Source organism: Duganella sp. P38 (genome assembly GCF_050859475.1).
GTDB lineage: Bacteria > Pseudomonadota > Gammaproteobacteria > Burkholderiales > Burkholderiaceae_D > Rugamonas.
In genome coordinates this window covers 3,114,899-3,136,531 of record NZ_CP193936.1, presented here as the reverse complement: position 1 = coordinate 3,136,531, position 21,633 = coordinate 3,114,899, and the positions used below count along the sequence as shown (strand labels likewise).

The window sequence follows — 21,633 nt, the reverse complement described above, 5'->3', positions numbered from 1 at the left end:
ACTATACCCAGCGGCCTAAACTGCCGGTATAGGAGCACCTTGTAGTCCAATGTAGGCTGCGAACATTGCAAAATGTCATCTTAGTCCTACGCCCGGGGTCAGGTCTGACATTCGCACACGGGCTCAACCGCTACGCAGTTGAGCCCGTGTGCGAATGTCAGACCTGACCCCGGATTCGGTTTAGTAGGCGACGCGCAGTTGCAGGTAGGCGGTGCGCGGCGCGCCGACCATGCGGCCGGCGTTGCCGTCGACGTTGCGCGTGTAGTAGCGCTTGTCAGCGATGTTGTTGACGCCGGCCGCGATTTCGTAGGCAGGTTGTTTCCACGACACTTGCGCGTTCCACAGACGGAAGCCAGGGATCAGGCCGGCGCCGCCGTTTGCCGCTTCCGCAACCGTGTTGGCGGTGTCGGAGTATTGCTTGGTCTGGTGTGTGCTGGACAGGTTGGCCGTCCATGCGCCAACGCGGTAGCGCGCGCCAACCGTGTCGGTGTTGCGCGAGTAGAACGGTACGTCCAGGCCCGCCGTGGCGCCCGATTCCTGGATGGCTTTGGTGTACGTGTAGTTGGCGTAGACGTTCAGGCCGGCCAGCGCGCTGGCGTCGTCGAAGCTGTAGTCGATCGCCGTTTCCAGGCCGTCGTGCCGGGTGGCGCCTATGTTCTGGAAGGTGGCCGGCGTGATGCCCGGCACTTGCGCGATCTGGTTGTCGAACTTGAGCCGGAAGGCGGTGACTTCGGCACTGACCGCGCCGGTTTTCCAGCGCGCGCCCAGTTCGGCCGTTTTCGCCAGCTCCGGTTTCAGCGGGTTGCCTGGCGTTTGCGAGTTCAGTTGCGTGTTCTGCACCGCGCCGAACGAGGTGGTGTAGTTGACGAAGACCGTCAGCGCCCGGTTGACCAAATAGGCGACGTTGAGCGACGGCAGCGCTTTGTTGTTGTCGGTTTCGAAGGTAGACCTGGCGGCCACGTCGTCGCGGGTCGATGAGATTTTTTCGTAACGCAAGCCCGGCGTGATGCGCCATTGGCCCAGCGCGATGCGGTCGTCGATGTAGGCGGCGTGCGCGTCGGTGCTGTTGAGGAAGCTGGTGGTGGCGCCGTTGGCACCGGTCCTGACGGTCTGGATGTAGCTGTTGTCGTCGCCGCGCTCGCGCAGGAAACGGTAGCCGAGCGTGACGTCGTGCGTCAGGCCGCCGCTGCTGAAGCGCTGCGTGTAGCGCGGCTCCACGCCCAGCACTTCGTAGTTGCGCGGCTGCCAGGTGATTTGCGTTTTGGCTGCGTTGATCAGCGCGCTCTGGCGGAAACTTTCGTTGTAGTAGGCCTTGACCTCGAATTCCTGCGTGGCCGATATCGTGTTCAGGTAGCCGACGTCCGCGCCCTTGCGGTCGCCGCTCCAGAAGTCGCTGGGGCGGGTGTTCTGGAACGGATCGGCGTTGTATTGGGCCACCGTCAGGCCGCCCGGCGTTTTCGATTTGACGTCGTAGTACGAGACCTTGCCGTACACCTCGCTGTTACGGTCGAGCCGGTAGCGGAATTTGACGGCGACGTCGTTGACCTTTTCGTCGCTGCCCTGGCGCCATTCGCGCCCTTCCATGCCCGAGTACATCAGTGCGACGCCGAGGCCGTTGCCGGCGGTGCCGCCGACGAAGGCGCTGTACTGGCGGTTGCTGCCGCCTTCGCCGAAGTCGTTGTAGCGCACGCTGGCGTCGCCGTGGATGCCCTCGCCCTCCGGGATCGCGCGGCTGCGGAAGTTGATGATGCCGCCGACGTTTTGCGGGCCGTAACGCACCGCGCCGCCGCCGCGCACGACGTCGATCGATTCGACATTGTTCAGGCTGACCGGCGCGAACGACAGTTGCGGCTGGCCATACGGCGCCACCGCCAGCGGTATGCCGTCCAGCAGCACGGTCGAGCGCGGCGAGTAGCGGCCCGTCAGGCCGCGGATGCCGATGTTGAGCGAGATGGCGCTGCCCGCCGTGCCCGAGTTGTCGGTCGATTGCACGCCGGGGATGCGGCGGAGCACGTCGCCGATGTTGGCCGCGCCGCTCTCTTCTATCGCTTCCTTGCCGACCACCGTGCGCGCGCCGGCGAAATTCTTGACGCTGTTTTGCAGCCCCGATCCCAGCCAGCTGCCGGAGACCTGGATCGATTCCATCGGCGCGTCTTCCGTTTGTTGGGCGTGGGCGGCGGACGCCACCAACAGGAATGCGGCGGCGGCCAGTGCGGTCAGTTTGAATTCGGACATGGAAGCAATATGAAAGTATGTAAATGGCGGAGATGATAACACTTCTCATTCTCAATATCCAGCCTGTCAACAAGTTCTGCAATTTAAACATTCATCTGATATACTTCTTTTCGTCGAGTTCACAACCACGAGAGAAGACCATGCTTAGCCAACAACACAAAGCCATCATCACCGCCACCGTTCCCCTGCTCGAACAAGGCGGCGAAGCGCTGACCCGCCACTTTTACAAGTCGATGTTCCGCGATTATCCGCAAGTGTCGCCCTTGTTCAACCAGGCCAACCAGCACGAGGGCACCCAGCAGCGCGCGCTGGCCAACGCGGTGCTGATGTATGCGAAAAATATCGAGAAGCTGGAAAAGCTTGGTCCGCTGGTCGGCACCATCGTCAACAAGCACGTGGCCTTGCAGATCCAGCCGGAGCACTACCCTATCGTCGGCGCCTCGCTGCTGAAGGCGATCCGCGAGGTGCTGGGCGAAGAGGTGGCGACCGATGCGGTGATCGAGGCGTGGGGCGCGGCGTATGGCCAGTTGGCCGATATCCTGATCGGCGCCGAGGAAAATCTCTACCGGCAGAACGAACAGGCCAATGGCGGCTGGCGCGGCGCGCGCGCTTTCAAGGTGGTGTCGAAAACGCCGGAAAGCGACGAGATCACCTCCTTCGTGCTGGCGCCGGCCGATGGCGGCAAGGTGGTGACGCACAAGCCGGGCCAGTACATCGGCATCGTGGTCAACATGAACGGCAACGAGCAGCGCCGCCAGTATTCGCTGTCCGCCGCCGCCAATGGCGACGATTACCGCATCAGCGTGAAGCGCGAGCCGGGCGGCCAGGTGTCGAACTTCCTGCACGACCAGGTGCATGTCGGCGACAGCGTTCAGCTGTTCCCGCCGGCCGGCGATTTTGTGCTGGCCGATAGCGACAAGCCGCTGGTGCTGATCAGCGGCGGCGTCGGCATCACGCCAACGCTGGCGATGCTGACGCAGGCGCTGGCGAGCAAGCGCCCTATCCACTTCATTCATGCGGCGCGCAACCCCGAGGTGCATGCCTTCCGCGAGCATGTGGATGCGCTGGCGGCCGAGCATCCACAACTCCAGCGCTTCTACTGCTACGGCAATCTGCATCCCCGGCACCTGGATCAGTGGCTGCCGGAGACGCGCGATGTGGAAGCCTACTTCCTCGGCCCTACGCCGTTCATGAAGGCGATCAAGTCGTATCTGCGCGAGGTGGGCGTGCCGCCATCGCAGACGCATTATGAGTTCTTCGGCCCGGCGGAAGCCCTGGCCTGATGCGCTTTCCAACTATGTAAAGCTGGATTTCTTCGTGTACCCGGCGCGGCGTGGGTGTAATACTTTATACATCCACGCCTAACCTTGGGAAAACATGAAGCGCAGAACTCTGTTGAAACTGGCGGCCGGCAGCGCCGCCATCTCCGGTTTGTCTCCCGTATCGCTGGTCGTTGCGGCTCCGCTGAAGGAGCTGCGGCTGGACTACGCTTACTATTCGCCCACCAGCCTTGTGCTGCGGCGCTTCGGCTGGCTCGAAGATGAGTTCAAGGCCGATGGCGTGCAGGTACGCTGGGTGCTGAGCGCCGGCAGCAATCGCGCGCTAGAATACCTGAACGCGAACAGCATCGATATCGGTTCCTCCGCCGGACTGGCGGCCTTGCTGGCCAAGGCAAACGGCAATCCGATCAAGACGCCGTATATTTATTCGCGCCCCGAGTGGACCGCGCTGGTGGTGCGCAAGGATTCCAATATCCGCACCATCGCGGATTTGAAGGGCAAGAAGGTCGCCGCCACCAAAGGCACCGATCCGTATCTGTTCCTGCTGCGGTCCCTGCAGACGGCGGGCTTGACGCGCAGCGATATCGAGCATGTGAGCTTGCAGCATGCGGACGGCCGCGCGGCGCTGGAGCAGGGCAAGGTGGATGCGTGGGCGGGACTCGATCCGCACATGGCGGCCAGCGAGCTGGAAAGCGGCTCGAAGCTGATTTACCGGAATATCGCCTTCAATACCTACGGCTTCCTGAATGTGCGGGAGGATTTCCTGGCCACGCGGCCGGCAGAGGTGGCGCGCGTGATCAAGGCTTACGAGAAGGCGCGCGCATGGATACGCGCCCATCCTTCCGAGGCGGCGAAGATTTTGTCCGAGGAGGCCAAGGTGTCGCTGCCGGTGGCGCTGCTGCAGGTGAAGCTGCGCAGCGATTTCTCCAATCCCCAGCCGGGCGCCGAGCATGTGAAGGCTTTGCAGGTCGCCGCGCCGATTCTCAAGGACGAGGCGCTGGTCAAGCGCGATGCCGATTTGAACAAGGCGATTGCGGAGCTGGTGGATACGCGCTTCGCACAATCCTATATCGCGCGGGCATAGGACACTTCAGCATGGCGACATCGGCAACGGCGGTGGCTGCGGAAGCGACGGTGGTGGCGGCAGAGGCTTCGGACGCGCCCGACGTGCGCGCCGGGGACGGACGTAGGCGACGGGCCTTGCTTGGCCTGCTGCTGCCGGTGACAGCGTTGCTGGCGGTGGAGCTGTCGGTGCGCGCTGGCCTGATTCCTGCCAACCTGCTGCCAGCGCCCTCGCAAATTATCGATACCCTGCGCGATCTCGGCGCGCAAGGACTGCTGGGCCACATCGGCGCCAGCACGCTGCGCGTGGCGGCAGGCTTTGCGAGCGGCGCCGCGCTGGCCGTGCTGCTGGGCGCAGCGGTCGGCTTGAGCCGCCATGCCGAAGCCCTGCTCGACCCCAGCTTCCAGGCCCTGCGCGCGATCCCGTCGCTGGCCTGGGTGCCGCTATTGCTGCTGTGGCTGGGCATCGACGAAGCGCCAAAGATCGTCCTGATCGCCATCGGCGCGTTCTTCCCGGTCTACATGGGCGTGGCCTCCGGCATACGCGGCGTGGACCGCAAGCTGATTGAAGTCGCGCGGCTTTACCGGCTATCGGCTGTGGCGCTGACGCGGCGCGTGCTGCTGCCGGCCGCGCTGCCGGCCATCCTCACCGGCCTGCGCAACGGCCTTAGCCTGGCCTGGATGTTCATGGTGGCGGCGGAACTGATCGCCGCCAGCAAAGGCCTGGGCTACCTGCTCTCCGACGGCCGCGAAACCAGCCGCGCGGACATCGTCCTGGCGGCCATCGCACTGCTGGCCATCCTCGGCAAAGCCAGCGACTCGCTGATGGCCGCCATCGAGAAACGCAGCCTGGCATGGCGCGACAGCTACGTATGACCATCGCACTCGATATCCACGTCAAGGAAAAACGCCACGGCGCGCGCACCATCCTGCGCGACATCCGCCTGCAATTAAAGGAGGGAGAAGTGGTAAGCCTGATCGGCGCCAGCGGCTGCGGCAAAAGCAGCCTGTTGTCGATCGCCTCGGGCCTGGACCGCCAGTTCAGCGGCGAGATCAAGCTGCATGGCCAGCCGCTGCAAGGCGTCAGCCGCGACATCGGCTTCATCTTCCAGGAACCGCGCCTGTTCCCGTGGCTGACGGTGGCCGAAAACGTCGCCTTCGACAGCGCTAACGCACCGTCGACGCGGCGCCTGGTCACGCGCCTGCTGGCCGAGGTCGGACTGCAAGACCACGCCGGCGCGCTGCCAAAACAGCTGTCCGGCGGCCAGGCGCAACGCGCGGCCATCGCGCGCGGCCTGTTCACGCAACCGCGCGTGCTGCTGCTCGACGAGCCCTTTTCCGCCGTCGACGCCTTCACCCGCATGAAGTTGCAGGACCTGCTGCTCAACGTCGCCCGCGAGCACAAACTCACGGTGCTGCTGGTGACGCACGACATCGACGAGGCGCTTTACCTCAGCGACCGCGTGGTACTGCTGGACGGTCGCCTGACCGGGTTCGATCCCGGCCCGGCCCCGCGCAAGCGCGGCGACGTGGACGCGGCCCATCTGAAGGCCGACATCCTCGCCAGCCTGCACGCTTAGAACTTGGCGCGCACGCCGAACACGAAATTACGCCCCGGCAGCGGCGCGATATCCTTCAGCACCGAGGTCGAAACGCGGATTTCGTCGTTGGTCAGGTTCTTCGCCAGTGCGAACCAGGTCAGGTCGTAGCCGTTCAGCTTTTGCGTGTACGAGACATTGGCGTTCAGCTGATTGTAGCTCGGCGTATCGGTGGTTTCGAACGACGCCAGGCGATCCTGCGACTGCGCGTGCACCAGCGACAGGCCGGCGCGCAGAGGCCCCATCTTGTACGCGGTGCTGACGCCGAAACGGGTGGCCGGTTGCAGCGGCAGGCTGCCGCCGCGATCGAGCTTGCCGCGCGAGGTGTCGGCGAATACGCGGCCCGACCAGCCGGCGCCGGTCGGGTTGTATTCCAGTTCCGCCTCCGCGCCATGGATGGTGGCGTCGGCCTGCTCGAAAATGCGCTCGCGCAGCTCGTCGCCCGGGTTGCCCTCTTCGTCGAGCAGGTTGCCGGTGATATGGCCGTAGATGAAGTCACTGACCTTGTTGCGGAACAGGTTGGCCTTCCATCGCACCAGGCCCGTGGTCTTTTGCAGATTCAGCTCGATGTTGCGCGAGGTCTCCTTCTTGAAATCGGCATTGCCGATGTCGAAGGTGACGGTGGCGTCGTGCGGGCCGGACGAATACAGCTCTTCGGTCGACGGCGCGCGCTGCGCATACGAGAACGTCGCGCCCAGCGCGTAGCCCGGCACGAATGGCCACATGCCGCCCACCGAGGCCGAACGCAGGTTGAACGAACGGTCGACGCCCGTTACCGGCTCGCGCTTGACGCGTTCGACCCGGCCGCCGGCATTGAATTTGACCGGGCCGAAGTCCGTCTCTTCCACCAGGAAGGCGGCGTTGGAGGTCGAATGCGTGACCGGCACGGTGTCCGGGCCGCCCTCGGCGCTCAGCGCCGAGAAGTTGGTGTTCTCGGTCTGCACGCCGAAGGTGCCGTGCCAGCCGGCGACCGCCTTGTGCGTCAGTTCCGCGCGCGTTTCGGTCGAGCGGTTCTTGAAGATCACTTCGGGCGCGCCGTCTTCGCCGATTTCGGCGTGTTCGTAGTCGGTGAAGCCGGCCTTGAACTTGAAGCTTTCAAAGCCCGCGAACGGCGATTTCACCAGGCTGTCGATGTCGTAGCGGGTTTGCTTCTGGTCGATCTTCGAGCCTTCGTCGCTTGGAATGCCGTACACATTGGTCAGGTGCGACACCGACGCGCCGACGAAACCCCAGTTGTCGACGTAGGAACCGCCGGCGCCGAAGTTGCGCTCACGGGTGTCCGAATGCGGCAGGCGGCCGGAGGCCGAATCCAGGTCGCCCAGCACGCGGTTGCCCGGGATTTTGTAGTCGTCCGCATTGCGCGCATTGCCGTCGAGGTGCCAGGCGAACTTGTCGACCGAGCCGTCGATGGTGCCCGAGGCGTTGCGGCCTTGATCGACGGTGCTGGCGCGCGCCTCGATCTGGCCGGTCAGCTTCGGCTCCAGCGTGGTTGGGATACGCTCGTTGACGACGTTCACCAGGCCGCCGATGGCGCCGGAGCCGTACAGCAGCGCGGCCGGGCCGCGCAGGATTTCGATCTGCTGCGCTACCGCGCCTTCCGCCGCCACCGCGTGGTCGTTGGACAGGCCGGAGACGTCGGAAACGGCCATGCCGTTTTCCAGCATCTTGACGCGCGCGCCCTCCAGGCCGCGGATGATCGGGCGCGAAGCGCCGGCGCCAAACGCCGATGCCGATACGCCCAGTTCCTGCGACAGCGTTTCGCCCAGCGAGCTGCCGGCCTTGTCGCGCAGCTCGTCGCCGGACAGCACTTTCGCCGGAGTCAGGATCTGGTCATTGGCGCTGGTGCCGAACGGGTTGGCGGTGACAATCACCTGCTGCACTTCGGGTGCGGCGGCAGTCTGGCCGAAAGCCAGCGTGGAATAGGCGGACAGGATCGCGCTGGCCAGCAGCGTGCGTTGGATATTCATGTAAAACCTCTAGCAATGTGGTGACGGTCGCGCGCGACGGCCCGGCTGTGCGGACACGCGGCGGCGACAAAACTCAAAATTCAGGACGGATTTCGGGTGTCAGGCCACAGGAGGCGCGCGGGACTGGAAGACACAGACGGTGCGTTCGCACGCCGGCCGCGTAAACTGCAGCCTGACCGGCCCGGTGCCGAGGGTGGACAGGGCCAGCGTCAGCGGGGTGCTGGTGATGGCCGCCTCCATCTGCGCGGCCGACATGCATTCGGCGCAGACCTTGTCGACGGCTATGCGCTTGCGGTGCTCGGCCTGATCGGCCTCGCTGAGCTGCGCGAGCGCCTGTGCGCTCAACTGCTCGACGCCGCTCCAGTGGCTGTAGACGTGCGTTACCCCCAACTGCTGCGTGAGTAGCAACAGCAGCGCGAGGAAGACGTGGACTATGCGGCGGCGGCGATACATATGGCCGGTATTTTAACCGCATTACGTGGCGTGTTACCATAGCGGCATGCAAACATCTATCGCCGAATCCCAGATCCGAGCCACCGGCGCCCGTGTCACCCGCCAGCGCGTGCTGGTTCTCGATTTTTTGCTGGGCCAGCAAAAATCGCTGACGCACCATGAGATCCAGGCTGCCCTGGCCAAAAAACAGCACGAGGAGCTGGACTCCGTCACGCTGTACCGCGTCCTCGAATGGCTGACCGAGAATGAACTGATCCACCGCATCGCCGGCGCCGACCAGGTGTGGCGCTTCAGCGCCGGCGCCGGCCATCACGCGCACGAGCATGCGCACTTCCAGTGCATCAGTTGCGAGCAGGTCACCTGTTTCACCGACCTGGCGCTGCCGCGCAAGATCAAGCTGCCGGAAGGCTTCCAGACCCAGGAAATCGACTTCCTCATCAAAGGCACTTGCGCAAATTGCAATCGTAAAACCTAACTAACGCAACTTAGTTGCGTTTACTTCCCAATCCGCTTAATATGCAACTCGTTTGCATTTAAGCGAGATTCGTCATGTCCTTCCAAGATAGCCGCCTGCCCGTGACCGTCCTTTCCGGTTTTCTCGGCGCCGGCAAAACCACCCTGCTCAACCACATCCTGGCCAACCGCGACGGCCTGCGCGTGGCTGTCATCGTCAACGACATGAGCGAAGTTAATATCGACGCCAGCCTGCTGCGCGACGGCAGCAGCAACGCCGGCGCCGCCCTCTCCCGCACCGAGGAGAAAATGGTCGAGATGAGCAACGGCTGCATTTGCTGCACCCTGCGCGAGGACCTGCTGCTGGAAGTGCGCAAGCTGGCCACCGAAGGCCGCTTCGATTACCTGCTGATCGAATCGACCGGCGTGGGCGAGCCGATGCCGGTGGCCGCCACCTTCGACTTCGAAGACGAACAGGGCCAGTCGCTGAACCAGGTGGCGCGCGTCGACACCATGGTGACGGTGGTGGACGCCCTTAACCTGCTCAATGACTACAACAGCACCGACTTCCTGGCGCAGCGCGGCGAAACCGCCGGCGAAGGCGACGACCGTTCGCTGGCCGGCCTGCTGTGCGAGCAGATCGAGTTTGCCGACGTGGTAGTGGTCAGCAAAACCGACCTGGTGACGCTGGAGCAGATCGGCGAAGTGCGCGCGGTCATCAAGGCGCTGAATCCGGGCGCGGACATCGTTTATGCGGAACGCGGCCAGGTGCCGCTGCGCAAGGTGCTCGGCACCGGCAAGTTCGACCTGGAGAAGGCCAGCGAAATGGCCGGCTGGGCGCGCGAACTGGCCGGCGAGCATACGCCGGAGACCGAGGAATACGGCATTTCCAGCTTTGTGCTGCGCGAGCCGCGCGCGCTGCATCCGCAACGCTTCGACCATTTCCTCAACCATGGCTTCACCGGCCTGGTGCGGGCCAAGGGCTATCTGTGGCTGGCGACGCGGCCGGAATGGGCGGTGGTGTATTCCCGCGCCGGCAAGATCGCGTCGCTGGAACCGGTTGGCCGCTGGGCCGAGCCGTATGATGACCGTGTCAACGAAGTGGTGTTCATCGGCCGCGGCATGGACCGTGCTGAGATCGAGCAGGCCTTCTCCAGCTGCGTGCTGACCGACGCCGAGCAGGCCGCGGGCGAGACGGCGTGGCGGCGTTATCCCGACCCTTTCCCGCAATGGTTGATCGAGTGATGTTATGATCGCGGCCCATGAACAAGCCACTCATCACCCTCGCCTGCGGGCTGGCCTTGACGTTGGCCGGCTGCGCCGAGCTTCCGCCGCGCCAGCAGGACGCGGTCACGCAACTGCGCTTCATCGGCGAACAGCGCCTGCCCTGGCATATGCGGTACCAGGGCACGCTGGTCGGCGGCCTGTCCGGCATCGATTACGATGCCGCCAACGATGAATGGGTGATGATCTGCGACGACCGCTCGCAGCACAATCCGGCGCGCTACTACCGCGCCAGGCTGGCGTTCGACCAGCACGCGTTCACGTCGGTGCAACTGACCGGCGTGACCACGATGCGGCAGCCCGACGGCAGCGCCTATCCGTCGAAGGAAGCCTACCGGCCCGGCGTGGGCGCGGTGCCGGACCTGGAAGCGCTGCGCGTCGATCCGCGCGACGCCAGCATCTGGTACGCCAGCGAGGGCGATGCGCGGCTGGGACTCGATCCCTTCGTGCGCCATGCCGCGCGCGATGGCCGCTTCGTGGCCGGTTTGCCGCTGCCGCCGCTGTTCACGGTGGCGCAGGATCAGCGCTCCGGGCCGCGCAACAACGAGGCGTTCGAGGGCTTGAGCTTTTCGCCGGATGGAAATTCGCTATGGGCCTCGCTGGAAGGACCGCTCTACCAGGACGGGCCGCTGCCCGATCCGACGCACGGCGCCGCCAGCCGCATCACGCATTTCAGCCGCGACGGCAAGGTGCTGGGGCAGTACGTCTATCCGCTGGATGCGATTCCGGCCAGGCCGGGACCGGGCATGGCGTCCAACAACGGCATTTCCGAGATACTGGCAATCGGCGACAGCAAGCTGCTGGTGCTGGAACGGGCCGGCGTGCAAGGCGCCGATGGCGGCTACCAGACCTTCGTGCGGCTGCACGAGATCGACACCGCCCACGCCACCGATGTGCAGCACACCCAATCGCTGAAGGCGGCCAGCTATACGCCGGTGCGCAAGCGGCTGGTGCTGGACCTGGCCACCCTGGGCCTGCCGGTGATCGATAACCTGGAGGGCATCGCCTTCGGCCCGCGCCTAGCCAACGGCCACGCCAGCCTGGTGCTGGTTTCCGACGACAACTTTAACCAGGCCCAGGTCACCCAGTTCCTGCTGTTCGAAGTGCTCCCCTGAGATGGCGGGCGGCGACAGGCAGTTGTCGCAGCGGCAGCAGCGCTCGAAGTTGGGCGCGGAGTCGCCGAAGTAGTCGAGCAGCAGCTTCCAGCGGCAAAATCCGCTTTGCGCGTAAGCGATCATGCGTTCGAGCTTTTCGCGGTCCAGTTCATGCTTCTCGTCGGGCGCCTTGCTCTTCATGAGGAAGAATTTCTGTAGCCGCGTGTCGTCGTGATAGTAAAGCAGCGTGCATTCGGCGTCTTCACCGTCGCGCCCTGCCCGGCCGGACTCCTGATAATACGCTTCCAGGTTGCCCGGCACCTGCAGGTGGATCACGAAGCGGGTGTCGGTCTTGTCGATGCCCATGCCGAAGGCGTTGGTGGCCACCATGACGCGGCGCTCGCCGTTCATGAACAGGTTCTGGTTCTCGCTGCGTTCCGCCGCTTTCAGGCGGCCGTGGTACAGCGTGACGCTTTCGCCGGCATCGGCCAGCAGGTGGTACGCCTCCTTCACCGCCTTGACAGTGGCGGCGTAGATGATGCCAACGCCCCCGGTGTTGCGGACCAGGTCCAGCAGCACCTGGTTCTTTTCCTGCGGATTCGTCACCTGGCGCACCCGGTATTGCAAGTTGGGCCGGTAGATGCCGGTGTTGACCACCCGCAGCTTGGGCCGCCCCAGTTGCACGCGGATGTCGGCGATGACGTCGTCGGTGGCGGTGGCCGTCAGCGCCAGCACCTGCGGCTTGCCCAGCGTTTCCAGCACGGCGCCGATTTCCAGATAGGCCGGGCGGAAGTCATGGCCCCATTGCGAAATGCAGTGCGCCTCGTCGATGACCACCAGCGCGATCTGCGCCTGTTGCAGCAGTTGTTGGAATTCCGGCGTGGCGAGACGCTCGGGCGTGCAGAAGATGACGTCCTTGCCGGCATTTTCAATCGCTTCCAGCGCTTCCAGCTCATCGGCGCGCGACAGGCTGCTGTTGACCTGCGCGGCGCGCGCGATGCCGGCCTCCTCCAGCTTCTCCGCCTGGTCCTTCATCAGCGAAATCAGGGGCGACACCACCACGGTGACGCCCTGCATCAGCCGCGCCGGCAGCTGGTAGCACAGCGACTTGCCGCTGCCGGTCGGCATCACGGCCAGCGTGTCGCGGCCGGCCAGCACACTGTCGATGACGCGGCGCTGGCCATCGCGCAGCGCGTCGATGCCGAACACCTTGCGGAGCAGGCGATCTATCTGGGTATTGAGCGAGGTAGTCATGCCCGCAGCGTAGTGAAATTCAGATAGCCGGTATGTGCGCAGCCACACTATACTATCGCTTTTAAGCGGCTATCCCAAAAAACGATGGACCCGAGAAGAGAACATGTCAGGCGCCTGCTGCAGGTGGACGCCTACGTCAGCGACATCCATGGCCAGTCCAGCCGGCCGACCCAGATCATCGATATTTCGCGCATGGGCGTGGCCTTTGTCAGCGACCACGCCATGCCGACCGACGAGCAGTTGCTGCTCAACTTCAGCTTCCCCGGCAGCGCGATCCGCAACGAGATCACGCTGACCGTGGTGCACAGCAACGCCATCGGCACGCACGGGCGCTTTCGCAACGGCGCCCGCTTCATCGCCATTTCCGAGGCCTGCGCCGACCGCATCGTCGACTACGTGACGACGGCGCCGGCGTAAGCGCCGCTACCAGCCGATATCCTTCAGCAGCGGATAGGTCAGGTCCCATGGCGGCTTGACCTCGTGCCGCAGGTCGGCGTTGATGGCCGGCTCCATCAGCTGGTTCGGGCGCGCGCTGGTATCGTAGTGTGACACCGACGAGCCGGGCTGGTTCGGCCGCGGCGCATACATCAGCACCCGCCCCAGCAGATCGGCGCCGGCGCGCACCGCCAGATTGACGCCGATATTGGCGTACATGCCCGAGCGCGTGCGCGCGCGCCTGGCAACGGCGTCCTTGAGCGCCTGGCCGTCCTCCAGCGTAATGCGCACCACCGGAATGACGATGGCCGGATCGCTGCCGCCGAGGTCCGGCGGCGGCGCGCCGGCAACGTTGTCCGCGACGATCATGCCGACGGCGCCGGCATCCTGCACATTGCGCGCCTTGGCGGTGAAGGCGCAGGCGCCGCGATCGACCAGCGCGATCCGGCCCCTGACCGCGCGCGCGTTCAGCGGCGACAGCGGCGCGCAGGCCAGCCCCTGGTCCGGCGGCGTATCGACCACCGGCATCACCTCGCCGGTCAGGCCCGGACTGTTGAGCGGCGGCCCGAAGGCGGCGCCGCCGACCTGATACACACCCGCGACCTCGGCCGGCGTCAGCACGGTCAGCACCGGCGTGCCCGCCTGCAGCACGCTCTGCGCGGCGTTGCTGACCTGGACGCCGTTCCACACCAGCTTGCCCGACTTGACCGCCGACGCGGCGCGTTCGGCATTGCTCATGTCTTTCCATGCCTTGCCGGTGGTAGTATCAAGCAGGAAATAGTCCCAGATGCTGGGGATGCCGGCCAGCAGCTCGCCGGTCTGGTCGTCGGTGTAGGTCTGGAACCCGAGGCCGTGAGCGAACTCGTGCAGCAGTACCGTGACCAGGTCGGTATTGGGGCCGTGGTTGTTGTCCAGGCCGAGATAGAACGGCGACCCGGTGAAGCAGCCCGGCTGGCCGAGGTTGACGTTGAAGCGCGCGCGCAGGTCCGGCACCTCGGGGTCGGCGTCAAAGCCGAGCAGTTTATTGGTTTCCGCCTTGCCGTACCAGGCGTTGGGCTGCGGCGCGCCGGGAAAGTCGGCAAACACTTCCAGCGCGCCGGCGCTGCCGAGCACAGCGGCGGTATCGGTGCACGGCAAGGCGTCCCAGGTGGCCAGTACGCGGATCGGCACGTTGCTATCGAGCGTCTGCCCCCATTTGCTGGCGGCGGCCTGGAAGGCGTTCAGCCGTTGCGCGCCGAGCGTGACGCCGGCGTTGCCGCCGACCGGCGCCACCGGTGTTTGGTCATTGAAGCCGACGCCCGGCGCGTCGCCGTTGACGATGGTGATGGTGGCGGCGCCCTGGCTGGCGCCGGCCAGCAGCAGCATGCAGATGGCGGTCAGCAGCTTTTTCATGGCCGTGCTCCGCGTTGCGGTTCGCAGCTTTCGGTGACGCGGCCGTCGGCATGCTTGCGGGCGACGGCGTAGCGCGCCTGGCGTTCGTCCAGCATCAGGCTGACGCCGCCGTGCGGCGCGCGCGTCAGCTGCGGCGGCGTCTGGCGCGCCAGCGGCGCGGGGGCGCGGGCGGCGGCGGTCAGCAGCGCCGCCTGCTGCGGATCGGGACGCGTCAGCTGGCCGGTGAGCGGGTCCTTGTAGGCCATGAAGCCACCGGCTGCCGCTTGCGACGGCGCGGCCTGCTGCGCGACCACGCTCACCTGCGTGAAACGCATGACGCCATTGCCATCGGGCTCCACCGCATGGGCGCTCACGGCCAGCGCCGACAGCCCGAAGAAGCCCAGCCAGCGGCGCGGCGGCCGCTTGCGGCGCCGCAGCGCGATGGCGCCAAGGCAGATCAGCGCCACCGTGGCCGGCTCGGGAACGGCGCTGACGCTGACCGAGTCGATCCCGATGTAGTTGCCGTTGAGGCTGGTATCGTCGACCACGTAGCGGAAGCCGAAGCGCCCGCTGGCCGGCGCGGCCAGGCCGCTGACCAGCACCGCGCGCTCCTGCCAGCCAGTATCGGCGTCGGCCTCGAAGCCGGCCAGCAAGGCGTAGCCGGCGCCCGCGTCCAGATACACCTCCACCCGGTCGAGCGCGCCCTCGCCCAGCAAGCGCAGCGAGAAGTTGAGCGATTCGCCGTTGACCAGTTGCAGCTGCGGCGTGAACAGCCAGTTGTCGATGTCGCCGCCATAGGCCGCGCTGTTGAAATTGGCTGCGACATAGGAGTTGGCCGCACCGGCGGCGGCGGGAAAGACCACCGGATTGCCCTGGAACCAGCCGCTGACGCCGGGCGGCGCACTGCGGTTCTCGAACAGCCAGCCCTTGCCGGCCAGGGCGTTGATGTTGTCAAACTCCTCGAACAGCAAGGGCGCGCCTGCGGCAGAGCAGCTGGCCGTGACTGCGAGCAGCCCGGCCAGGCGTGTAATCAGATCCATGTCATCCCCCGGAAGTCGTTGTATGGCTCAACTTGCCGTGGTTAGACCGTGGGACGTGCCGCCAGGTTCCGGGGAAATGGAAAAGAATTGAGGCCGGTCACGCCAGCCGCCGAACGACGCGCGCGGCGGCGCTATTTCTTGTCTGGCCGCAAGGCAGTTGCGCCTGCATCCGCCAGCATTGGCGGACCACCGACACGGAGCAACCATGCGCCCATTCCCCAGCCTGAAGTGCCGCGGCATCGCCACGATCGAGCTTGCGCTCGCGCTGCCGGTGATCCTCATGGTGCTGATGTTTTTGCTGCTGGCGGGCAGCCTGCATTATAAATATGAGGTGGCGCAGAAGGCCGCGCGCAACGCCAGCCGCTACCTGTCGTCGGTGAGCAAGCTCGACATGAAAAATCCGGCGCAGATCGGCTATCACACGGCGTTGGCGCGCGCCATGATCGAGTCGGAACTGAGTGCTGTTTCCAGCACGCCGTATCCGCCGACGATCACCATTATCTGCGGCGCCGCCTACTGCGACGGCTATTCGCTGCCGGCCACCGTCACCGTCACGATCCGCATACTCGCGGTCGATACGCTGTTCGGCGGCTTCACCTCGAACTGGATAGGCGGCGACTTTCTGCTGGTGTCGAGCGCCACCATGGCCTATGCCGGCACCTGACGCAACACGCTATGTAAAGCCCAGGTAAAGAAGCGTAAATGCGGGTTTTGGCGTATTTCGCGCTGGTATAATGGCAACTCTACCGTACAGAGACGGTGTGCCGTCCAGACCATGCAAAAGATCCTGCTTACCTGCTGCCTGACCGGCAGCGCCATCCTGCCCGCTTACGCTCAAACCACCACCTCCGACCAGCCCGCCAGCAAGGCGGCCGCCGCCACCAAGGCCAAAGAGGCCGCGCCGGTGGTGCCGGAGGTGACCGTCTCGGCCGAACGCCCGACCAACCGCATCGACCGCCAGGTCTACGACGTCAAGTCCGACGTCTCCAGCACCAACGGCAGCGCCGCCGACGCGCTCAACAATGTGCCGTCGGTGAATGTCGATCCGGACGGCAGCGTGACGCTGCGTGGCAGCAGCAATGTGCAGATCATGGTGGACGGCAAGCCATCGGCGATGCTGCAAGGCGACAACCGCGGCCCGGCGCTGCAGGCCATGGCCGCCGACGATATCGAATCGGTCGAGGTCATCAACAATCCCGGCGCGCAGTTCGGCAACGAGGCTGGCGGCGGCCCGATCCTCAACCTGGTGATGCGCCGCAACCGCAAGCCGGGCGGCATGGCCACCGTCAACGGCAACGCCGGCACGGCCGGCCGCTACAACAGCGGCGTCAACGGCAGCTACAACGAAGGCGCGTGGGGCTTCCAGGGCAGCGCCAACGTCCGCCACGACGGCCGCAACTCGGTGGCCGATGTCAGCCGCGACCGCCTCGACGCCAACACCGGCGAGTTCGTGCACAGCAGCCAGCAGTCGTCCGGGCGCGGCTTGAACGACATGGCCAGCGTCAACGGCAGCGTCAGCTACAACCTCGGCCAGGCCGACACGCTGACCGGCAGCGTGTCCTACAACAGCCGCACCAACGACCAGCGTTCCAGCGACCACTACATCAACGGCGCCACCAGCCTGATTCCGGCCAGCGACTACGTCCGCAGCACCGTGCGCAACGGCGACAGCAGCAACTTCAGCTGGGGCGGCCGCTATGACCACAAGGGCGAACTGCCGGGCGAGACGCTGAAGATCGACCTGCGCGTGTCCGCCTCGGAAAACGACAACGACAGCGACTACACCAACGACTACGCCACCGCCGGCATGGCCGACACGCGCGCCACGCAGCGCAACCAGTTCAGCACCCGCATCGTCGACTTCACCGGCGACTACGAGCGTCCTCTGTGGGGCGGCACCGCCAAGGCCGGCTACAAGGTGGCGACCAACGACAACTCCTTCAACACGCTGTACACCGATATCGATCCGGCCACCGGCGTGGCGCACGTGAACAACGGCCGCACCAACGCCTACGACCTGGACGAAACCGTGTACGCGCTGTACGGCACCTATCAAATGCGCCTGAACGAGCGCTGGGGCGCGCTGGCCGGCCTGCGCGCCGAATACACCGACATGGACATCAACCAGATCACCGGCGGCGTCCAGGCAAAGAACCACTACATCAACTACATTCCGAGCGCGTACGCGACGTACAAGGTCAACAGCGACGCCAACCTGCGCTTCTCTTACGCGCGCCGCATCCGCCGCCCGAACGCCAACGACCTCAATCCGTATGTGACTTATCGCGACGAATTCAACGTCTCCTCGGGCAACCCGGACCTGAAGCCGACCAAGACCGACTCCTTCGAGATCGGCTACGAAACGCGCTTCGGCGGCCTGGAAACCAACTTGCGCGGCTACTACCGCCACGACACCGACGCCATCGTCGACTACCGCTACTTCGTGGCGCCGAACGTGCTGCTGACCACCAAGGCCAATGGCGAAGGCAGCCATTCCAGCGGCCTGGAATTCACGGTCAGCGGCAAGCTGACGCCAGCGCTGACGCTCAACACCAGCGGTAACCTGATGCGCGCCACGCAGAGCTTCTACGACGACAGCGGCGTGCTGGTGGAACGCACCGCCAACTCGCTGAGCGGCCGCGTGCGACTCAATTATCAGTACGATCCCGCCAACCAGTTCCAGCTGGCCTTGCAGATGATGGGCAAGCAGCTGTCCGGCCAGGGCTACCGCTCGCCGAACCGCACGCTCAACGCCAGCTGGCGCCATACATTGACGCCGCAACTGACGCTGGTGGCCAACGTCACCGACGTGTTCAACACCAACAAGATGGAAACCATCATCAACAGCAATACGCTGCGCGAAACCAGCACCCGCCGCTTCGACGGCCGCGTGGTGTATGTCGGCCTGTCGTACCGCTTCGGCGGCGCGGGGTCGGGTTCGGACAAGCATGAGGAAGGCGGCTGGGGCCCGCGTCCGGGCGGCCCCGGTGGTCCGGGCGGCCCTGGCGCCGGCGGCCCGCCGCCAGGCGTCTGATCTAGGGTTTGAACACGACCGTCACGCACAGGCCCCGTCGCGTTTCAGCTTCCGCTTCCGTGAGCACGATGTCGGCCTGGTGATGATCGGCGATGTTGCGGACGATGGACAAGCCAAGGCCGCAGCCCCACACCTGCTGCCCGTCGGGGCGGAAGAAACGGTCGAACAGGCGCGCGCGGTGTTCGGCCGGCACGCCCGGACCATTGTCGCGCACCCGCAGCAGCGGGCGGCCGTTTTCCACCGCCGTCTGCAAATCCACCCTGCCGCCCTGCTGCGTGTAACGCAGCGCGTTGTCGATCAGGTTATTCAGCAGCACCCGCAGGCCGTCGGCGTCGGCCACGATCACCACCTGCGTCGGCGCCTCGATGCCCAGATCGATATTACGGCTGTCGGCCAGCGCCGAATGGTCGGCCACCGCCGCCTCCAGCAGCAAGCCCAGGTCCACCGGCCGGCGCTGCGCCGCGCCCAGCGGCGTCTCGTGGCGCGCAAGACTCAGCAACTGCCGCACCAGATGGGTGCCGCGGTCCAGCCGTTCATGCATCTTGACCAGCGCCACCTGGCGCGCCTGCTCGCTGCCGGCGCGCTCCACCAGCTGCAATTGCAGCTTGAGCGCCGTCAGCGGCGAGCGCAGTTCGTGCGCCGCGTCGGCCACGAAAGTGCGCTGCGCCGTCAGCGCCGCCTCAAACCGCTGCATCAGGCCATTCAGTGCCAGCACCACCGGACGCAATTCCGGCGGCATGTCGTCGGTGGCCAGCGGTGTCAGGGCGTCGGGCGAGCGTCCGGCCACCGCCTGCGCCAGCCGGTTCAGCGGGCGCAGCGCGCGCCCCACCACCACCACGATCAGCACCGCCAGCACCGCGCCAAACAGCAGCAGCGGCGCGCCGGCGCGCAGCGTCATGCTGGCCGCCAGCTCGTCGCGCACCTCCATCCGCTGCGCCACCTGCACGTAGCGGCCGCGCCGTGTTTCGCCGTAGAGCCGCCATTGCTCGCCGTCGACCGTCGCCATCGAGAAGCCCTGCACCGCGTAGCGCGGCAGCTCCTGCCGTCCGGGCAGCAGCGATTGCTGCTTGCCCTCCTCGTCCCAGGACTGAAGCACGAATTCTTCCTCGGGGTCTTCGGCGGCGGGCATGCCGCTGTCCGGCGCAAACTCGTGCGGCAGCGCCGCCGCCAGCTGGCGCAGCTGGAGGTCGGCCAGCTCGTTGGTTTCACTGAGCAGCGAGCGATATAGCGAGGCGCCGGCGCCCAGCACGCACAGCAGCATCGCCCCCATCAGGCCAAGCAGCAGCTGGCGGCGGATGGTCATCATCGGGACACCGGAATCTTGTAGCCGACGCCACGCACGTTCTTGATAAAGTCGGCGCCGAATTTCTTGCGCAGGTGGTGCACATACACGTCGACGGTATTGCTTTCCACCTCGCTGTTCCAGCCATACAGTTTTTCTTCCAGCTGGCTCTTCGACACCACGCTGCCGGGACTGTCCAGCAAGGCGCGCAGCACGGAGAACTCGCGGGCCGACAGCTTGACCGGCTGGCCCTCGAAGCTAACCTCGTGGCTGGCCAGGTCCAGCGTCAGCGCGCCATGCTCAATAACGGAGCGCGTGCGGTTGACGCGCCGGCGCAGCAGCGCGCGGATGCGCGCCAGCAGTTCGTCCAGGTCGAAGGGTTTGACCAGGTAGTCGTCGGCGCCCGCGTCCAGCCCTTGCACGCGGGCCGGCGTGCCGTCGCGCGCGGTGATGATGAGCACCGGCAGGTCGGCGCCGCGCTTGCGGGCGGCCAGCAGCACGTCCATGCCCTGCTTGCCCGGCAAGCCGAGATCGAGCAGCATCAAATCGTAATCGACCGTCTGCAAGGCCAGTTCGCCGGCGCGTCCGTCGCGCACCCAGTCGACCGCGTAGTTCTCGCCACGCAGGCCTTCCACGATACTTTCACCGATCATCGGATCGTCTTCCACCAGAAGCAGGCGCACGCCGCTCTCTCCCACCGTTGCAAATGCTTTATCTTACTCCACCAACGCCCTGGCGTCGGCGACCTGGCCGCGGTACGCGTCGAAGATTTTCCTCAACGCGTCGGCCATGCGGGTATGCGGCGCCCAGCCCAGTTCCTCGCAGGTGTTGCTGATTTTCGGCACGCGGTTCCGCACATCCTGATAGCCTTCGCCGTAGTAGGCGCCGGAGGTGGTTTCGACAATCCGCACCTGACGCGCGCCGGCGGCATATTCCGGGTATTTGCCGGCCAGGTCCAGCATCATGCCCGCCAGCTCGCGGATCGAGTAGTTATTGGCAGGATTGCCAATGTTGTAGATCTTGCCGCTGGCGACACCATTCTGGTTGGCGATGATCCGCATCAGCGCGTCGATGCCGTCGTCGATGTCGGTGAAGGCGCGCTTTTGCTGGCCGCCGTCGACCAGCGAGATGTTTTCGCCGCGGACGATGTGGCCGAAAAACTGCGTCACCACGCGCGACGAGCCTTCCTTCGGCGTGTGGATCGAATCGAGGCCGGCGCCGATCCAGTTAAAGGGCCGGAACAGCGTGAAGTTCAGGCCCTCCATGCCATAGCCCCAGATCACGCGGTCCATCAGTTGCTTGGCGTTGGAGTAGATCCAGCGCGGCTTGTTGATCGGGCCGCAGATCAGTTCCGAGTTCTCGGGATCGAATTCCTCGTCGTGGCACATGCCGTACACCTCCGAGGTCGACGGGAACACCAGGTGCTTGCCGTACCTGGCGGCCGAACGCACGATCGGCAGGTTGGCCTCGAAGTCCAGCTCGAACACGCGCAGCGGCGCCTTGACGTAGGTGGACGGCGTGGCGATGGCCACCAGCGGCAGGATCACGTCGCACTTCTTGACGTGGTACTCCACCCATTCCTTGTTGATGGTGATGTCGCCTTCGAAGAAATGCATGCGCGGATGGTCCAGCAGTTCCGGGATGCGGTCGGTATTCATGTCCATGCCGTAGACATGCCAGTCGGTGGTGTCGAGAATCCGTTTCGACAGGTGGTGGCCGATGAAGCCGTTCACGCCGAGAATAAGCACTTTTTTCACTTGCTGCACCATCAGGTAATCATTGAAGTCTGCG

General features: G+C 65.3%; 19 protein-coding genes. 10 read left to right on the top strand and 9 right to left on the bottom strand.

What is annotated here, in order from left to right:
* Positions 1-180 precede the first annotated feature (180 nt).
* Complete coding sequence (locus ACRQ5J_RS14570) at positions 181-2,235, bottom strand: TonB-dependent receptor family protein (protein WP_432377622.1); 2,055 nt, start codon at positions 2,233-2,235, stop codon at positions 181-183.
* A gap of 140 nt (positions 2,236-2,375) precedes the next feature.
* On the opposite strand from ACRQ5J_RS14570, the gene hmpA reads away from it, so the two are divergent.
* The 4 genes from hmpA (at position 2,376) to ACRQ5J_RS14550 (ending at position 6,157) form a co-directional block, all read left to right on the top strand.
* Entirely contained in the window at positions 2,376-3,518 is a 1,143-nt protein-coding gene (gene hmpA / locus ACRQ5J_RS14565; RefSeq protein WP_432377621.1) for an NO-inducible flavohemoprotein, read from the top strand.
* A 94-nt stretch (positions 3,519-3,612) separates the two neighbouring features.
* Positions 3,613-4,599, top strand: a complete 987-nt coding sequence (locus tag ACRQ5J_RS14560; RefSeq protein WP_432377620.1) for an aliphatic sulfonate ABC transporter substrate-binding protein — start codon at positions 3,613-3,615, stop codon at positions 4,597-4,599.
* Positions 4,600-4,610: 11 nt separating this feature from the next.
* Positions 4,611-5,453: an ABC transporter permease gene (locus tag ACRQ5J_RS14555; protein WP_432377619.1), complete on the top strand. Its 843-nt coding sequence runs from the start codon at positions 4,611-4,613 to the stop codon at positions 5,451-5,453.
* The gene (locus ACRQ5J_RS14550; RefSeq protein WP_432377618.1) at positions 5,450-6,157 is read left to right on the top strand and encodes an ABC transporter ATP-binding protein; all 708 of its coding nucleotides are present in this window, start codon (positions 5,450-5,452) and stop codon (positions 6,155-6,157) included. The genes ACRQ5J_RS14555 and ACRQ5J_RS14550 overlap by 4 nt, the downstream gene beginning before the upstream one ends.
* On the opposite strand, the gene ACRQ5J_RS14545 is transcribed toward ACRQ5J_RS14550, so the two are convergent.
* Both ACRQ5J_RS14545 and ACRQ5J_RS14540 read right to left on the bottom strand, forming a co-directional pair.
* On the bottom strand, positions 6,154-8,142 hold the full coding sequence (locus tag ACRQ5J_RS14545) for a TonB-dependent receptor (protein WP_432377617.1): 1,989 nt from the start codon (positions 8,140-8,142) through the stop codon (positions 6,154-6,156). The genes ACRQ5J_RS14550 and ACRQ5J_RS14545 overlap by 4 nt on opposite strands.
* 99 nt (positions 8,143-8,241) lie before the next feature.
* Positions 8,242-8,595, bottom strand: a complete 354-nt coding sequence (locus ACRQ5J_RS14540; RefSeq protein WP_432377616.1) for a hypothetical protein — start codon at positions 8,593-8,595, stop codon at positions 8,242-8,244.
* A gap of 46 nt (positions 8,596-8,641) precedes the next feature.
* Here ACRQ5J_RS14540 and ACRQ5J_RS14535 point away from each other — a divergent pair, with 46 nt between their 5' ends.
* The 3 genes from ACRQ5J_RS14535 to ACRQ5J_RS14525 all read left to right on the top strand — a co-directional run bounded on the left by ACRQ5J_RS14535 (position 8,642) and on the right by ACRQ5J_RS14525 (position 11,447).
* A complete protein-coding gene (locus ACRQ5J_RS14535; RefSeq protein ID WP_432377615.1) occupies positions 8,642-9,070 on the top strand; it encodes a Fur family transcriptional regulator in 429 nt (142 codons plus the stop codon).
* A 74-nt stretch (positions 9,071-9,144) separates the two neighbouring features.
* A complete protein-coding gene (locus ACRQ5J_RS14530) occupies positions 9,145-10,293 on the top strand; it encodes a GTP-binding protein (RefSeq protein ID WP_432377614.1) in 1,149 nt (382 codons plus the stop codon).
* 17 nt (positions 10,294-10,310) lie between these two features.
* A complete protein-coding gene (locus ACRQ5J_RS14525; RefSeq protein ID WP_432377613.1) occupies positions 10,311-11,447 on the top strand; it encodes an esterase-like activity of phytase family protein in 1,137 nt (378 codons plus the stop codon).
* Here ACRQ5J_RS14525 and ACRQ5J_RS14520 read toward each other — a convergent pair.
* On the bottom strand, positions 11,352-12,680 hold the full coding sequence (locus ACRQ5J_RS14520) for a RecQ family ATP-dependent DNA helicase (RefSeq protein ID WP_432377612.1): 1,329 nt from the start codon (positions 12,678-12,680) through the stop codon (positions 11,352-11,354). The two genes, ACRQ5J_RS14525 and ACRQ5J_RS14520, sit on opposite strands and share 96 nt — an antisense overlap.
* Before the next feature lie 84 nt (positions 12,681-12,764).
* Here ACRQ5J_RS14520 and ACRQ5J_RS14515 point away from each other — a divergent pair, with 84 nt between their 5' ends.
* On the top strand, positions 12,765-13,097 hold the full coding sequence (locus tag ACRQ5J_RS14515) for a PilZ domain-containing protein (RefSeq protein ID WP_432377611.1): 333 nt from the start codon (positions 12,765-12,767) through the stop codon (positions 13,095-13,097).
* A 6-nt stretch (positions 13,098-13,103) separates the two neighbouring features.
* Here the strand turns inward: ACRQ5J_RS14515 and ACRQ5J_RS14510 are convergent, their stop codons facing one another.
* Both ACRQ5J_RS14510 and ACRQ5J_RS14505 read right to left on the bottom strand, forming a co-directional pair.
* A complete protein-coding gene (locus ACRQ5J_RS14510) occupies positions 13,104-14,507 on the bottom strand; it encodes a PA domain-containing protein (RefSeq protein ID WP_432377610.1) in 1,404 nt (467 codons plus the stop codon).
* Positions 14,504-15,526, bottom strand: a complete 1,023-nt coding sequence (locus ACRQ5J_RS14505; protein WP_432377609.1) for a choice-of-anchor J domain-containing protein — start codon at positions 15,524-15,526, stop codon at positions 14,504-14,506. Before ACRQ5J_RS14505 ends, ACRQ5J_RS14510 begins: the two co-directional genes overlap by 4 nt.
* 205 nt (positions 15,527-15,731) lie before the next feature.
* Between ACRQ5J_RS14505 and ACRQ5J_RS14500 the strand changes: the two genes are divergently transcribed.
* Together ACRQ5J_RS14500 and ACRQ5J_RS14495 are read left to right on the top strand one after the other, a co-directional pair.
* Positions 15,732-16,190 (top strand): TadE family protein, encoded by a 459-nt coding sequence (locus ACRQ5J_RS14500; RefSeq protein ID WP_432377608.1) that lies wholly within the window; start codon positions 15,732-15,734, stop codon positions 16,188-16,190.
* A gap of 111 nt (positions 16,191-16,301) precedes the next feature.
* Positions 16,302-18,560, top strand: coding sequence for a TonB-dependent receptor domain-containing protein (locus ACRQ5J_RS14495; protein WP_432377607.1), 2,259 nt, complete (start codon positions 16,302-16,304; stop codon positions 18,558-18,560).
* A gap of 1 nt (position 18,561) precedes the next feature.
* Here ACRQ5J_RS14495 and ACRQ5J_RS14490 read toward each other — a convergent pair whose 3' ends face one another.
* The 3 genes from ACRQ5J_RS14490 to ACRQ5J_RS14480 are packed head-to-tail and all read right to left on the bottom strand — an operon-like array spanning position 18,562 to position 21,599.
* Positions 18,562-19,866, bottom strand: coding sequence for an ATP-binding protein (locus tag ACRQ5J_RS14490; protein WP_432377606.1), 1,305 nt, complete (start codon positions 19,864-19,866; stop codon positions 18,562-18,564).
* Entirely contained in the window at positions 19,863-20,525 is a 663-nt protein-coding gene (locus ACRQ5J_RS14485; RefSeq protein ID WP_432377605.1) for a response regulator, read from the bottom strand. The genes ACRQ5J_RS14490 and ACRQ5J_RS14485 overlap by 4 nt, the downstream gene beginning before the upstream one ends.
* A gap of 33 nt (positions 20,526-20,558) precedes the next feature.
* On the bottom strand, positions 20,559-21,599 hold the full coding sequence (locus ACRQ5J_RS14480; protein ID WP_432377604.1) for a bifunctional UDP-4-keto-pentose/UDP-xylose synthase: 1,041 nt from the start codon (positions 21,597-21,599) through the stop codon (positions 20,559-20,561).
* Between the last annotated feature and the right edge of the window lie 34 nt (positions 21,600-21,633).